The organism is Salinicola avicenniae, assembly GCF_023736115.1.
In the GTDB taxonomy this organism is placed as follows: domain Bacteria; phylum Pseudomonadota; class Gammaproteobacteria; order Pseudomonadales; family Halomonadaceae; genus Salinicola; species Salinicola avicenniae.
Map to the genome: position 1 here is coordinate 416533 of NZ_JAKQZC010000005.1, position 15603 is coordinate 432135.

The following is a 15603-nucleotide window of genomic DNA, read 5'->3' on the forward strand; positions in this document are numbered from 1 at the left end:
TAGTGCGTCCCTGCCCGGCATCACTCAGGTCTCGAAGATACCGCCTGTCGCCACCGGCGGCGCGAAGAACAGATATCGCATATGGCAGGCCACGGCCTATCTCATTGTCTCCCCCACAACATGCAGCTGACTGCCAAGCTCAGTGATCCTCTGGGATAGCTCGGGATAGTAGACGCGGTTTTCGAGCTCAAACCGGGCGTTGTACTCCTCTTCCTGCTTGAGCACCCCGGGGATCAGATGAAACCCTGACCGCCGCTCCTTCAAATGCGTCAGCAGGGCCTCTCGGGAAAAGTCCGCCACCCTGGAGGATAGCTTCTCGTAAGCCGACTTCTTGAACGCTTCATAGGACTTATGATGAAAATGAAAGTAGACGATCGGCGTTTTCTTCTCCTTGTCACTCAACCTTGACTTGCCATGATGAAAGCCGATATCGAGTGATGCACAGGTATTGCGAGCGAAGAAGCATTTTCTTTGCGCATCTTTTGGAAGGTAATAATCAGGATGGACCGGACTGTTATCGTATGCTCGCAAGATCGTCAGCACCTCGGGACTTTCCTGGTAAGGGTGCAGAGCCTTTTCGATTTCCGCGATATCGATCTTGATTCTCTGGTCGATACAGCATCCGACGAATTCATCGCAGTCTAGCGGTAGAAAGAAATCGTAGACCCCCTCGACGTCCAGCTCTCGAATCTTGCTGGACATGATCTCTCCCTTGTTCTCAAAGTGCCGCTTCTCCGACTTATCATAAAACACATTCAAACCAAACTTCTCGTATTTTTTGAGTATTTTCAATGTCTCGGAGTCAGTTGACCCATTGTCGTAAACAAACAGGTTGGTCAGCCCAAAGAGTTCTGCATGATACACAATCCACGGATGAATAAGATCACGCTCATTCTTCTGCATCATCAGACAGGCAATACGCATCCCCTGGCTTTCCAGACGCGGCTTTCTGCCAGAGACTGACTTTCCTGGTAATATCGACCACCCTACAAAACTCGCTAATTTTGTTTTCATCGTCAGCCAACCCATTATTGGTTATTGAAACCCCGCCATATCACTATTTTCTAAATAGCCGTCAATCTGCGGTTATTCAATCACCAATTTGGCATGACATCTTGGCTGTTTTGTTTATCCCTCAACACAGTGTATTAAACGAGTAAAACTGCAATTTTCTGTTGAAGCCGCACTACGGGAGATTACGACAACCCCAAGCCGAGCGATAATAAGGATTCACGGCTCGGCCCGTTGTTGTCGCCGTACTGTGCCGCTCGAAAACAACAGACTTTGAACGCGCGTTATTCACTATGGGGCTAACCATGCTGGATTAATCCATTCCGGATCATGTCACCGATGCGGCGCTGATTGTCATGCCGCGCCCGACCGCGTAATAATCGATACCGGCTGCCAACATCGCCTCCGGTTCATAGAGATTGCGGCCGTCGATCACCACCGGGTGCGTCAACTGTTCGCGGATCCAGCTAGCATCCAACGTTCGGAATTCCTTCCATTCGGTGCAGACAACCAGGGCATCTGCGCGCTTGACCGCCTGGACGCGGTCCGCCACCAACACGAGATCGTCGCGCTCGCCGTAAATCCTGCGGCACTCTTTCATCGCTTCTGGATCATAGGCCTGTACCGTCGCGCCCTCCTGCCAGAGCCGCTCCATCAAGGCACGGCTCGGCGCATCGCGCATATCGTCGGTCTCCGGCTTGAACGACAGGCCCCAGACCGCGATCGTCTTGCCGGCAAGCGCCCCGCCCAGTGCGTGGGCAAGCTTGTCGTAAAGCGTGGATTTCTGACGTTTGTTGACGGCCTCCACCGCCTGCAGCAGTTCGGCCTCGTAGCCGACCTTGCTCGCCGTTCTTGCCAGCGCCTGCACGTCCTTGGGAAAACACGATCCGCCGTAGCCACAACCCGGATAGATGAAGTGATAGCCGATCCTCGGATCGGAGCCGATGCCCCGTCGCACATCCTCGATGTCAGCCCCTAGACGCTCGGCCAGATTGGCCATCTCGTTCATGAAGCTGATCTTGGTCGCCAACATGGCATTGGCAGCGTACTTGGTCAGTTCGGCGGCGCGCACACTCATGAACATGAGCTTTTCGCGATTCCGGTTATACGGGGCGTAGCATTCGCGCATCAGTTCGCTGACGCGCTCGGAATCCGTGCCGACCACGATGCGCGACCCTCGCGTGAAGTCCTCGAGCGCCGACCCTTCCTTGAGAAATTCGGGATTCGAGCAGACGTCGAAAGGAATCTCCACAACCCGCTCCGCCTGAATATCGTCGATACAGGCCTGCACCTTGTCTGCGGTTCCGACCGGGACCGTCGATTTGTCGATCACGACCTTGTAGTCGTCCATGTACTGGCCGATGGTCGAGGCCACCGCCAGCACATACTGCAGATCGGCGCTGCCGTCCTCGTCGGGCGGTGTTCCCACGGCGATGAACTGCAGCACACCATGGGCGACGGCCATACGCGCGTCCGTAGTGAAGCGCAGGCGCTGCGATTCCACATTGCGCAACACCATCGACTCGAGCCCCGGCTCATAGATCGGAATTTCGCCCTGCGTCAGACGCTCGATCTTGCTCTGGTCGATGTCGACACAGACGACATCGTGGCCGACATCGGCCAGACAGGTACCGGTAACCAGACCCACGTAACCAGTGCCGAATACAGTAATCTTCATGGAACGCTCCCCCTGAAAACGCAATGCCGTCTTTCAGACGGCAGACCAGACGATGGGTGGAATCGAGACGCCGCTTCGGCGATCTCGGGGCGCCGTCATCGACGGCACTCAGGCAAAGGTGGGCGCCTGCGCCAGCGAGCTTCCCTGCTCGTCCTTGTCCGACGTGATCGGGCTACCGCCGACCAGCGGCCAGTCAATGCCCAGTTGCGGATCTTTCCAGTGAAGGCTGTATTCATCACCCGGCGCGTAGTAGTCGGTGCATTTGTACTGGAATTCCGCCTCGTCGCTGGTGACGTAGAAGCCGTGCGCGAAACCCGGCGGCACCCACAACATCTGGCGATTGTCTTCGTTGAGCAGCGCACCGACCCACTGCCCGAAGGTGGGCGAACTGCGGCGCAGATCGACGGCGACGTCATAGACCTCGCCCCGGGTCACGCGCACGAGCTTGCCTTGCGGCTGCCTCAACTGATAGTGGAGGCCCCGTAGAATGCCGCGACGCGACTTGCTGTGATTATCCTGCACGAAATCGTGGTCACCGCAGTGAGCGACAAATTCACTGCGGCGATAGGTCTCGAGAAAAAAGCCACGGTCGTCACCGAATACCTTGGGCGTCATCAGCACGACATCGGGAATGGCCAGCTTTTCGTAGTTCATGTTTCCTCTCTCCGGCGGCGAACGGTCGGGTTTGGTCAGCATCGGTTATCAGCGCAACATGTCTTCAGGCAACCGAGCCACGCTGGGCATCTTCCAGCCGTTTCAGCAGATACTGGCCGTAGCCGGTCTTCTTCAGGGCATCGCCCCTCGCGGCCAGTTGCTGGGTGTCGATCCAGCCCTGGTTCCAAGCGATCTCCTCGAGACAGGCGACCTTCAATCCCTGGCGATGCTCGATCGTCTGCACGTACTGTCCCGCCTCCAGCAGGCTGTCGTGCGTGCCGGTATCGAGCCAGGCAAAGCCACGTCCCAGACGCTCCACTCGCAAGGCGCCCTGCTCGAGATAGGCGTTGTTGACGCTGGTGATCTCCAGTTCGCCTCGTTCGGACGGCTCGACACGCTTGGCGATGTCGACGACATCATTGTCATAGAAATAGAGCCCGGTCACCGCGTAGGGAGACTTGGGCTTGATCGGCTTCTCCTCGATCGAGAGCGCGCGGCCGGTCTCGTCGAAATCCACGACGCCGAAGCGTTCCGGATCCTTGACCAGATAACCGAAGACCGTCGCCCCGGACTCCATGGCGGAGGCGCGCTTCAGCTGCTCTGAGAAATGCTGTCCGTGGAAGACATTGTCACCCAGCACCAGACAGACGGGATCCTCGCCGATGAAACGTTCTCCGATCAGGAAAGCCTGGGCGAGACCATCAGGCGAAGGCTGCTCGGCATACTGGAAACGCACCCCGAACTGCTCGCCGCTGCCCAGCAGGTACTCGTACTGCGGTAGATCCGAGGGCGTGGAGATGATCAGGATTTCGCGAATGCCGGCCAGCATCAGGACCGAGATCGGATAGTAGATCATCGGTTTGTCGTAGACCGGCAACAGCTGCTTGGAGATGCCCTGCGTGATCGGGTGCAGGCGGGTGCCGGAACCTCCGGCCAGAATGATGCCCTTACGTGCCATGATTCAGCTCCTTGTCGATAAAGAATCGAACGCGTGTCTTGTTGTTGAAGCCGTTGTGACGCCGGCGCTTCGTGTCCCGTTGTCGGTACTCAACGGGAGCCGTTGATCTCACGCCATTCCGCCAGTGTCAGTGCCAGCTGGGATTCCCAGCCCGGCAGCGTGATGCCCAGCGCCTGCTCCAGCCGTGCCAGCGCCAGTCGGGAGTTGAGCGGCCGCGTCGCCGGCGTCGGGTAGTCGGACGTCGGGATCGCGGCAACCCGCTCGGGGTCGACCTTCAGGGGCTCGCCGGCCGCCCTCGCCTGACGGAAGATCGCCTGGGCGAACCCGTGCCAGCTCGTCTCGCCACGTGGCGCCAGATGATAGAGCCCCGAGGGCAGCGACTGCCTCAGCGCCAGCAGCGTCACCTCGGCGATCAGGCGCGCCGGCGTCGGCGCACCGATCTGGTCGCCGACGATATTCAGCGCCTCACGCTCCCGGGCCAGTCGCAGCATGGTCTTCATGAAGTTGCCGCCGCGGGCGCTATAGACCCAACTGGTGCGGAACACCAGCGCCTCGGCACCACTCGCCATGACCGCCTCGTCGCCCGCCAGCTTGCTTTCGCCATAAGCCGACAGGGGTCCCGTGGCGCTCGTTTCCTGCCACGCCTGTTTCCCGTCACCGGGATAGACGTAGTCCGACGAATAATGGATGAGTTGCCCGCCATGAGAGGCGCAGTAATCGGCGAGCTGGGCAGGTAGCTCGGCGTTGAGGCGAAAAGCCGCCTCGCGCTCGTTCTCCGCCGCATCCACCGCGGTCCAGGCTGCCGCGTTGACAATTCGTGTCGGCTGCCAGCGATCGAGCGCCCGTACGACCGCGGCGGGATCGCCCAGATCGAGCGAGCGGCGGTCAGGCGCGATGACCTCGCCGAGGGGTGCCAACGAACGCTGCAGTTCAAAGCCGACCTGCCCGTTACCACCCAAAATCAGAATGGTCATGCGATCGCTCCCAGTCGTTCTCCCTGGTAGCTACCGTTCTGGACACGACGCCACCACACTTCATTATCGAGGAACCAGCGAACCGTCTTGCGCATCCCGCTCTCGAACGTTTCACGCGGCATCCAGCCCAGCTCACGCTGAATCTTGCCGGCATCGATGGCATAGCGCTGATCGTGGCCGGGACGGTCCGCCACGAACGTGATCAGGTCGCGATAGTGCGCCAGGCCTTCGGGCTTCTGCGGCGCCAGCTCCTCGAGCAGATCGCAGATGGTCTCGACCACCTGAATGTTCTGCTTTTCGTTGTGGCCGCCGATGTTGTAGGTCTCGCCGACCTGCCCCTGGGTCGCGACCTGTACCAGCGCCCGGGCATGATCCTCGACGAACAGCCAGTCACGAATCTGGCGACCGTCGCCGTAGACCGGCAGCGACTTGCCGGCCAAGGCACTGAGAACCATCAGCGGAATGAGCTTTTCGGGAAAATGGAACGGCCCATAGTTGTTAGAGCAGTTGGTCACCAGCGTGGGCAGGCCGAAAGTGCGCTGCCAGGCGCGTACCAGGTGATCCGAACTGGCCTTGCTGGCCGAATAGGGGGAGCTCGGCGCGTAGGGTGTCGTCTCAGTGAACAGATCGTCCACGCCATGGAGATCGCCGTAGACTTCATCCGTCGAGATGTGGTGGAAGCGAAAGGCATCGGCTTTCTCCGGATTGCTATCCTTCAGGTCCCGCCAGTAGGCGCGAGCCGCCTCGAGCAGCGTGTAGGTCCCGACGATATTGGTCTCGATGAAGTCCGAAGGGCCGTCGATGGAGCGGTCGACATGGCTCTCCGCCGCCAGATGCATGACCACGTCGGGCTGGTACTCCCGGAACAGGCGTGCCATGGCGCCAGCGTCACAAATATCCGCAAGCCGGAACTCATAGCGCGGATCGCTATCCACCCGCGCCAGCGATTCGGGGTTGCCGGCGTAAGTCAGCTTGTCCACGTTGACGACCCGGTGCGGCGTATTCTCGATCAGCTCTCGCACGACCGCCGATCCGATGAAACCGGCACCGCCCGTTACTAGAAACGTCTTGCTCATGATGCTTCTCCTGCCCGGGGGCTCTTGTTGGTGACGGGCGACGTGACGGCCCGCGCCGGCGTCGTTCCCGAGTGATGGCGAGCGGCCCGTTGGACTGTGCCGTCGCTTGCCAGGGCAACCCTGGCCGGTCGTGTTGATCCGTCGTGACAATCGCACTGTTCAGGCGTCCTGCCCGGGTCAGTCGCGATGATCTTTCACGATCAGAATCAGCATGTTGAGAATGAGGGTGATAAACAGCGCGACGACCGCGAACACCACCGAGTTGTAGAGGCGTTCAGGCTGCTCGGGATATTCCGGCAGTGTCGGCGTCTGCAGGACGGAAACTTGTTTCAGCTTGCGGGCGGCTTCGATGCGCGTGTTCTCGAGCGCGGCAAGTGCCCCCGAATAGCTGTCCTGGGCAAACTGCGCGCGCAGCATCAGCGTCTGGTATTCCGAGGAGATGCTGTTGAGCGCGTTGCCAGACTGACGCGCGAGTCGCTCGCGCTCCTGGCTGATCTGATCATTGAGCGCGCGAATTTCGCTGTTGATCCGCACCATCTCCGGCGAGCGCGCACTCTGGTAACTGCCGAGCGCACTCTTGCGAGCCTTGGCAATGGCCAGCTGCCCTTCCAGGCTGGCCACCACGGAGTTGAGGCTCTCTACCGTGCCGGTAGGCGAGACAAGGCCATTGGCATTCTGATAATCGAGCAGGTCGTCACGCGTCTTCTGAAACTTGTCTTCCAGCAGAGACACTTGCTGCTCGAGGAATCGCACCTGCTCCTCCGCCAGCCGCTGCCCCATCTCGTTCATATGCCGCTCGCCCTCGTCGAGCAGCAGCCGAGCGATCTGGCGCGCCTTCTCCGGCGTGAAGGCTTCCACGTCGACACGCAGGACGCCCGCGTACTCATCCAGCTCTACCGATACGCGAGAGAGGTAGTACTCATGCAGCTCTTCGAGCGGCGCCTCCTCGTCGTTCAAGGCGCTGAAAAAATCCGCACCGGAATTGGCGTAGTGATTGCGGAAATCTGCCTCGTCGACCAACAGCTTGAGCATGTCGACGGAGCGCATGAAATCACGCAACAGCAGCATGTCCGCCGTGTTGCCACCGGCGCTGCCCGTCATCAGCGAACTGAAGCTCAACTCCGGCGCGGCCAGCTGGGGGCTTTCCAATACCACGTTGGCATGCGAGACATAGCGATCGCTGGCCCAGAGTGCCCAGTAGAAAGAGACCACGACGATCGCGGCCAGGCAGACGACCCAGTGCAGGGACTTGCGTAGGGGGGATGACTTGTTCATGGCCAACCTTCTCTTGTTGTCTGGCGTCTCGACGACGTAGTAGATCTCGACGCGCGGTGGTGCGAAGCCCGACGATCCCCGATCCGGGAAATCCCGAATCCGGTTGCCTGGCCTGACGGCATGACGTGGTTACGTGGTCCGGAACCTCGGCGAGGTCACGCGACTTAGGGGGCCGGGGACTGGAACTGCTGAACGTATCGGCGCGCTTCCAGCATTCGCTCGCGGGCGTCCTCCAGACGCCAGCGCAGAATGTCGTCCGGATCATTGCGAGCCGGATCGTCGCCGGCGATCTGGTAGTCGAGACGAATCTGCTCGAACTCCCGGTTGGCCTGCTTGAGTACCTGCTTGGCTTCCGTCAGCGAGGTCGGCACCACCAGTGGTGTGCTCTTGCGACCATCGATGGCCAGATGATAGGCATCGATCGCCGCGTTGATGTCGTCGAACCAGCGCGCCTTGCCGCGCTCCAGTAGAATGCCGGCCTCGCAGAACTCCCGCAGCACGCCCTCCCCGTGGGAGACCATGATCAGGCTGGCCTTGCCGATGCGCTCCTGGAACGCGGCCTGGGCCTTGGCCTTGAAGGCACGGTCACCGACCGCCGTGGCCTCGTCGGAGAGATAGACATCAAAGTCGAACGCCAGCGACAGGCCGAATGCCAGACGGGAGCGCATCCCGGATGAATAGGTCTTGACCGGCTCATCGAACGCTTCGCCGATCTCCGCAAAGGCTTCGACCTGCGCGATGATCTCGTCGATGCCGGCTCCTGCGCCGTGAATGCGCGCCACGAAGCGGACGTTCTGTCGCCCCGTCATTGATCCCTGAAAACCACCGGCCAGGCCGATCGGCCATGAGACCCGGCTGCTGCGCGTGATCACGCCCCGATCCGGCGTATCCATCCCGCCGATCAGTCGCAGCAGCGTGGATTTTCCCGCCCCGTTGCGGCCCAGTAGCCCCACGCTCACCCCGGTGGGAATAGTCAGGTTAATGTCCTGCAGCACCCAGTGGCTGCCGTGATGGTTGTGATAGCGCTTGTAAAGGTCACGGATCTCGATCATGGAACGGCTCCCTCAATGCGCCTTGAGCTTGTCGTGAAAACGCATGTGAAGCGCCAGCCCTAGCGTGATCGACCCCAGCGCCCAGAACCACAGGTAGGTCATGTCGATGCCGTCGATGGTGTGATAGCCGCCGAAGAAGCTCAGGCGCATGCTTTCCAGACCATGCACGATGGGGTTCCACAGCAGGTACTGCCGAAATTGGTGCGGCACGTACACGGCCGGAATGATGACGCCCGACAGCAGTAGCAGTGGCAGCCCCATGATGCGCGCGATCTTGCCGATCTCGGGGACCAGGTCGGCGGCGACCGACAACGTCAGACCGACCCCGCAGCCAAGCGCCCACAGTGATAGCCAGTCGAGCAGCACCCCGAACGGATGGTCGGGGATCAGCTCGAACTTGAGCAGGCTGCCAATCACGATGAAAAGCAGGAAGATGAGGGACTTGAGCATACCTTCGAGAAAACAGCGCACCAGCACGGGATCGACCGGCTTGACCTGGCGATAGGCAAATAGGCCCCGGTTCGCCTCGATGGCACCGATGGAACGCATCATGTTCTCGCGGAACAAGGTGAATCCCATCATCCCGACCACCATCCAGGCGACATAATCGGCGCCGGAGACGTGGCTACCGGACATGAACAGCCCGCGTACCGAGACCATGATGGCAATGATCGCCAGCGGCTCGAAGATCATCCAGAACCAGCCCATGCGATCCGCCATGGTGCGCGAAATCGCCTCACGCATGAACGTCGCGAACCAGACGCTGCAGGCGACCCGCCAGGAAGAACGCGCCGCTTGTTGCCCTGGCGCCTGCGGCGCCGGCATCAGCGTATCGGTAGCCATGCGACATCACCTCCCTTCTCTGACCGCCCGAAGGCCGTGCGACGGCTCATAGATCCAGCGCCACGCGCGTGGCCACGGCGACCTGGAACAGAATCTGGGAGATGCTCGTCGCCAGCTGCAGGTTCTTGGTCGGTACCGCCGGTAGCACAAGGATCTCGTCGCCTGAACGCAGTTGGGTATGACTCGCACGCTCGACCGCGCCGTTGCGGCGCACCACCAGAATCTCGTCGCGATTGGCACGCGTCGTGAAACCACCAGCCCGATAGATGTAGTCCTCGACGCTCATCCCCGCGGTAAAGACCATCGCCTGCGGCACCAGTACCTCGCCGCTGACCAGCAGAGAATCGTTGACTTCCGGAATCGTCACGATGTCGCCATCCTGCAATCGAATGTCGGCGATGCTGCCGTCACCCCGCGCCACGACCAGACGTCCAGTCGGCTTGACCCGCGATGCCTTCTCGACGAAGTTCTGGATCAATTGGGCTTCCTGCACGCGGATCTGGGCTTCCTCGTTGGTCTGCGAGGAGGCGCCGAGATAGGTGGTCTCCAGCCGTCGCAGACTCTCGTCGAGCGACTTCTGCTGCTGCTCCGCCACGCTGACCCGGCGAATCGATACGCTTTGCGTCTCGGTCATGCCGCGCGGCACGCTGATGGCATTGAGCAGCTCGCCCAGGCGGGCATCCCGCGGTAACGCATAACGTGAAGGGCCGTAGTAGCTACCCTCGACCTGCACCACGATGGTCTCGTCGCGCTGGTCGGCGCTGAACAGCACCTCGTCGCCCCGTCTCACCTCCGCATCGCTGAAGGCGACCAGTGGCAGATAGCGTGAAATCGGTCCGCTCGGTCGGCTGCCCCGCAGCAGCACATGCGACACACCGGCCTTGAGACGCGCCAGCGCGACGACGTCGCGCCCGGTCAAGGCATTGCCGACCAGCTCGTAGCGGTAGTCCTTCTGCACATCCCCCACCACGCTGATCGCCGGTCCGCGCTCCTCGACCACGATGGTGTCGCCTTCCCGGAACTGCGGTCTGGCGATATCGCCGTTGAGCAGGAAGTCGTAGAGATCCACGACCGTCACCACCTGACCGCCCCGCTTGACCAGAACACGACGATAACTCCCGAGCGCCTGGTCGATGCCGCCGGCCTGGTCGAGGAAATAGAGCAGCGAATCATTGGGCGTGCCGGCATACCGCCCGGGATTCAGCACATACCCCGTGACGAAAACGCCGACCGGCTGAACTCCCTGCAGATTGGTGTAGACACTGACATTGTCGGGATAGACCGCCTGTATCGCGCCGCGCACCCGGGCATTGAGCTGGGCATTGGAGATGCCCTGCACCTTCAACGGCCCGATGCCCGGCAGGAAGATGTTGCCTTGAGCATCCACTACCAGTACGCGATCCAGCTCTACCCCACCCCAGACGCGTAGGGTGATCTGATCACCGGGCTTGAGGGTATATTCCGGATTGAGGCCGTCGGCCATCATGCCGCGGAACCCACCGGTGAACAGGTTCTCGCCGAAGGGAGGCAGGCTCTCGGGGTCGACCATGGTCTGCGCGCGTGGATCGACCGGCCCATAGGTGCCGCTGTTCCACGCAGCGCGGGGCGACGCTTCCACCTCACCCGAATCATCCTGCTGTGGGGGTAGCGTCTGCGCCTCCTGGCTCGACCCCAGAATCGTGCTGCTGTCCAGGCCGATAGCCTGACCGTGAGCGAAGCCGGCGTTCAGACACGCTACCGCCACCAGACACAGGGCCCGGAAAATCGTTATTGCGCGTTTCATGGTCTTCACCTTCCCTAACGCTGTTCAGGCCACCGAATCCGGGACCTGATACGGATCCCGTGGGCACCTGCCTTCCGGCACGCCCCATCTCGCTGGCACAGGTGTCGCCCCGGCATCGGGAGCGACGGGTTTCGACGGCTTCGTTTATCGAATGATGTCCGTCACCAGACGCTGCGAGTACCAACCCTGCCCCGGCACCAGGCACGCCACCTCACCGTTTCCCAGCGACGCCGGCGCGGTGTTTCTCGTCACATCCAGATGCAGGCACTGACGCCCGCTGGCGGAGAAGTAGCGCTCTCTCGCGTGCACCGAGACATTTGCCCCCCACGGGCTTTGCGGCAATGTCGCCACACTGCCGACCACCGCGTTGTCGAGAAACGCGTTCAGCGGTGCGCCGGCCGGCGTGGCGTTGTCCATGGGCACCATGCCGTTCGATGTCTGCGCCGGGTGATAACCCCCGGCACAACCACTCATGGACGCCACGACCAGCGTGAGTGCGATCCATTGGCTCGAACCGCCTGCGCGACCGAGTCTCTGACTGGCGTTGTTCGACTTGCTCATAGTCCCCTCCCGCTCCCGTGCGTTATCGCCGGAAAGCCTGCGTTGCTGGCAGGTCAGATGACCCGGTATCGACGTAGTGCCGCGATCAGTTGGCTCACGTTCTCCTCGAGGTCGTAGACAGAGGTGTCGATCTCCGCCTCCGCCTGGAGTGGTGCCTCGTAGGGAGAACTGATGCCGGTAAATTCCTTGATGTCGCCGGCTCTCGCACGGCGATAGAGCCCCTTGGGATCTCGTTGCTCGCAGATCGCGAGCGGCGTGTTGACGTAGACTTCGATAAATTCGTCTGGCTCGACCATGCCGCGGACGAGGCGACGGTCATCGCGAAAGGGAGAGATGAAAGACACCAGCGTAATCAGGCCGGCATCGACCATGAGCCTGGCGACCTCGCCGACGCGACGAATGTTTTCCCGACGATCTGCCGCGCCAAAACCGAGATCGCGGCACAGCCCATGACGCAGGTTGTCGCCATCCAGCAGATAGGTGCTGTACCCCATGCCGAACAACTGACGCTCGAGCGCGTTGGCCACGCTCGACTTGCCCGAGCCGGACAATCCCGTGAACCAGACGATGCTCGGTTTCTGGCGGTGACGCTCGGCACGTCGCCGTTTGTTGACCGCCATCTCGTGCCAGACGATGTTGCCGGCGCTCAAGGTGTCGACGACCATGCCGCCTCCCAACGTGAGATGCGTCTGGCGATCGATGAGAATGAAGTTTCCGGTCTGGGGAGAGAGCGAGTAACTGTCGAGCAGCAGCGGCTCGGCAACCTCGACCTGACAGCGCCCGATACCGTTCGGGAGCAGCCGGTCGGCGGCCTGGCGCGTCATCGTGTCGATATCGATTTCATAGATGATCCGCGTTACACGCCCGACGACATGGCGACCACCCGCCTTGAGTTCGTACTCCTGACCCACCGCCATTGCCTGTTCGTGAAGCCAGATCACATCGGCGGTAAACGCCGTGCAGGACGTCACATCGCACTGCCCCGGCACCAGAACATCACCGCGACCGACCGCAATGTCGTCGGCCAGCGTCAGCGTGATCGACTGCCCGGCTTCCGCCTTTTCCAGGTCGCCGTTGTCAGTAACGATGCGCGCAATGCGCGACCGCTGCCCCGAAGGTTCGACCCGAACCCCCTGCCCGACAGCCAAGCTGCCGCCGGCCAACGTGCCGCAGTAACCGCGGAAATGGAGATTGGGCGAATTGACGTACTGCACCGGAAACCGCAGCGACGAAAGGGCGATGTCCGACGGCCCCTCGACCGTTTCCAGCAGATCCAGCAGGGACGGTCCCTCGAACCAGGGCATGGTCGCCTGGCAGGTGCCGGCGATGTTGTCACCGGCGCGGGCGCTGACCGGCAGAAAATGGATATCGCTCGTGATCAACTGGTCGGCGAATTCCCGGTAAGCCGCAACGATCTCCTCGTAGCGCGCTCGCGAGTAGGCGACACGCTCCATTTGGCTGACCACGACCACGACATGACGGATGCCCAGCAGGCCGCAAAGCACACTATGTCGGCGAGTTTGCGCTTGCATGCCCTGCCGTGCGTCGATCAGCACGAGAGCGAGACTGGCCGTGGAAGCACCGGTCGCCGTGTTACGGGTATGCCGCTCCTCGCCTGGCGCATCGGCCACGATGAACTGACGCCGATCGGTGGCGAAAAATCGGTGGGACAGATCGGTCGCGCTGTCGTCGATGCCCGCCGTGTCCTCGAGGCGTCCTTCGCCAAGTCGGGCTTCTCGACGCTCGGCGCTTCGTGGAGAGATGGCTTCCTGATCACCGGTGCGCTGGGCCGAATGCGGCGATGCACCTGCAAAAGGCGGAGCTACGTTGGCGCTCATCGCCCCGAGTCGACTTTCGAGGCGCCCGTTCGCCTCATATGCAAGCCGTTCGATTAGTGTTGACTTGCCGCTGCCGGCACTGCCGCAGGTGATCACGCGCAGCATCCCTCGCGCTTCCTGTGCCCGGAGAGAGAGGTCGCGAATGTCGTCGCACGGTTGCGGCAACTCGCTCATCGGAGACGCCCCTCGGGCTTCTGACACCCCGCGTTGGTAGCGGCAGCGGAATCGGCGGCGTACTCGCCTCCTACCGGCGACCGCCACTGCTGTATCTCCTGGATGATGGCGGGCAAGGTGGTGGCTCGAGAGGCAACCACACCGGCCTGCGGATAGCAGCCGAGTCGATCGAAACGCACCCAGCGCGCCTCGGGCACTTCATCCGTGGCCAGCGCCAGATTGTCGCCATCGACCACGAATAGACGGCCCTCGCGTTCGACCACCGGGCGCGGTGCCGCGTAGTAGAGCGGTACGACGGCTATCGACTCGCGATGGATGTATTGCCACACATCCAGCTCGTTCCAGTTGGAGAGCGGGAAAGCTTGAACACGCTCTCCCTTGTCGAGGCGACCGTTGCAGAGATTCCAGAGCTCGGGACGTTGATTACCGCTGCACCAGCGATGCTGTCGATCACGAAATGCATAGAGTGGCGAGCGCGACCGGACGTTCGTTTCGTCGCGCCGCAGGCCGCTGAAAGCGGCGTCGAAACCATGCCGATCCAGCACCTGCTCGGTCGCCTGGCTCAGCATGATCTCCAACAGACACGCTTTGTCCGGTATCCGTGGATTCAGACTTGCCAATGACTCCTCAGCCTCCACGGACTCGATCAGTTCCATTCCGACCTGAGCGCTCATTCGCCGCCGGAAAACCATTGCCTCCTGAAAGTCCCATCGGGTGTCGATATGCAGGAGCGGAAATGGCGGGGTGCCAGGATAGAAGGCCTTGCGCGCCAGATGCAGCATGACGGCAGCGTCCTTGCCAGCGGAAAACAGCATGGCTGGGCTGCTGAACTCGGCCACCACCTCGCGGAAGATCTGCATCGATTCCGCCTCGAGCTGCTGCAGGTGGGGGCGAAGCTGTCGAACCACTTTCGACATGTCGCCTCCTAGCGCCGTAGCCGTGGGATCGGGAAGACAACACCGCCTGCCACGGGGGAACCGGATGACGCCGTCACCACATTCCGGACAGCTGCCGTTGCGGTCCTGGCACCCGAGCGCCCCGCCAATGTCCGGCAGTCGAAGCCATCCTCGGTATTCTTCCCCATGACAGAACCCCCCAAGCAGTGACAGTCGCTCTTCCGGAATGGGCCAAGGCTGGTTTTCCCATCCCTCATCCCGCGAGCCCGTCAGAAAAAGCGCCAATTTTTGTTGTCCGCGACGGGATCGCTATTGGCGTCCAGTCAGCCGCGGGAATGCAATTCAGGAGTTCTTTTTGTACAAAAGATTACCGGGAGTCAAACGGTAAATTTTCTCTCTGTATCTATTTGTAAAACCCAAAAACAAAGATTCTAGTTTTAATAACCAAGCGATTTAATGATTCTTCTAACACTGATGACACGCATCAAGTTTTGGCAAAAAACCCATTAAAAACAATATCATGCAAAAATAAAAGGCAATAAAAAAGCTAGTAAAAAACAAGCCGACATGCCTCAAAATCGGAACAGGCGCCTACCGACAAGATGTCTCCAATGAGAAAAAACTAACCCGAGATAAAACCCGCAACGAGATAAATAAGAGAGACCGTTATCGACCACTATGAGAAAACCCATTACGACTTGTCGGATTAACCTCAGCGATCCGTCAGCAGATGATTAACGGAAAGTACTAGGAGTCACTGTGCAGAGACACATCCCTCACCGTGAACACGGCGTGGTATCGATACCACGCCCTTGCCACGTACCGACAGC

13 protein-coding genes are annotated in these 15603 nt (G+C 60.8%); all 13 read right to left on the minus strand.

Annotated elements, in window-relative coordinates:
* Nucleotides 1–96: 96 nt before the first annotated feature.
* Nucleotides 97–1029 (minus strand): glycosyltransferase family protein, encoded by a 933-nt coding sequence (locus MC381_RS13985; protein WP_251978359.1) that lies wholly within the window; start codon nucleotides 1027–1029, stop codon nucleotides 97–99.
* Nucleotides 1030–1339: 310 nt separating this feature from the next.
* Nucleotides 1340–2689, minus strand: a complete 1350-nt coding sequence (locus MC381_RS13990; protein ID WP_251978360.1) for a UDP-glucose dehydrogenase family protein — start codon at nucleotides 2687–2689, stop codon at nucleotides 1340–1342.
* 108 nt (nucleotides 2690–2797) lie between these two features.
* Nucleotides 2798–3343: a dTDP-4-dehydrorhamnose 3,5-epimerase gene (gene rfbC / locus MC381_RS13995; protein ID WP_251978361.1), complete on the minus strand. Its 546-nt coding sequence runs from the start codon at nucleotides 3341–3343 to the stop codon at nucleotides 2798–2800.
* Between the two features lie 64 nt (nucleotides 3344–3407).
* Nucleotides 3408–4301: a glucose-1-phosphate thymidylyltransferase RfbA gene (rfbA, locus tag MC381_RS14000; protein ID WP_251978362.1), complete on the minus strand. Its 894-nt coding sequence runs from the start codon at nucleotides 4299–4301 to the stop codon at nucleotides 3408–3410.
* An 89-nt stretch (nucleotides 4302–4390) separates the two neighbouring features.
* A complete protein-coding gene (gene rfbD, locus MC381_RS14005; protein ID WP_251978363.1) occupies nucleotides 4391–5275 on the minus strand; it encodes a dTDP-4-dehydrorhamnose reductase in 885 nt (294 codons plus the stop codon).
* A complete protein-coding gene (gene rfbB / locus MC381_RS14010) occupies nucleotides 5272–6351 on the minus strand; it encodes a dTDP-glucose 4,6-dehydratase (protein WP_251978364.1) in 1080 nt (359 codons plus the stop codon). The genes rfbD and rfbB overlap by 4 nt, the downstream gene beginning before the upstream one ends.
* Before the next feature lie 177 nt (nucleotides 6352–6528).
* On the minus strand, nucleotides 6529–7626 hold the full coding sequence (locus tag MC381_RS14015) for a KpsE/RkpR family capsule polysaccharide export protein (protein ID WP_251978365.1): 1098 nt from the start codon (nucleotides 7624–7626) through the stop codon (nucleotides 6529–6531).
* A gap of 164 nt (nucleotides 7627–7790) precedes the next feature.
* Nucleotides 7791–8678, minus strand: coding sequence for an ABC transporter ATP-binding protein (locus MC381_RS14020; RefSeq protein WP_251978366.1), 888 nt, complete (start codon nucleotides 8676–8678; stop codon nucleotides 7791–7793).
* A gap of 12 nt (nucleotides 8679–8690) precedes the next feature.
* On the minus strand, nucleotides 8691–9521 hold the full coding sequence (locus MC381_RS14025; RefSeq protein ID WP_251978367.1) for an ABC transporter permease: 831 nt from the start codon (nucleotides 9519–9521) through the stop codon (nucleotides 8691–8693).
* Between the two features lie 46 nt (nucleotides 9522–9567).
* Entirely contained in the window at nucleotides 9568–11304 is a 1737-nt protein-coding gene (locus tag MC381_RS14030; RefSeq protein WP_251978368.1) for a polysaccharide biosynthesis/export family protein, read from the minus strand.
* 144 nt (nucleotides 11305–11448) lie between these two features.
* Complete coding sequence (locus MC381_RS14035) at nucleotides 11449–11865, minus strand: RT0821/Lpp0805 family surface protein (protein ID WP_251978369.1); 417 nt, start codon at nucleotides 11863–11865, stop codon at nucleotides 11449–11451.
* Between the two features lie 53 nt (nucleotides 11866–11918).
* Entirely contained in the window at nucleotides 11919–13877 is a 1959-nt protein-coding gene (cysC, locus tag MC381_RS14040; RefSeq protein WP_251978370.1) for an adenylyl-sulfate kinase, read from the minus strand.
* Complete coding sequence (gene cysD, locus MC381_RS14045; RefSeq protein ID WP_251978371.1) at nucleotides 13874–14794, minus strand: sulfate adenylyltransferase subunit CysD; 921 nt, start codon at nucleotides 14792–14794, stop codon at nucleotides 13874–13876. Before cysD ends, cysC begins: the two co-directional genes overlap by 4 nt.
* Nucleotides 14795–15603 lie beyond the last annotated feature (809 nt).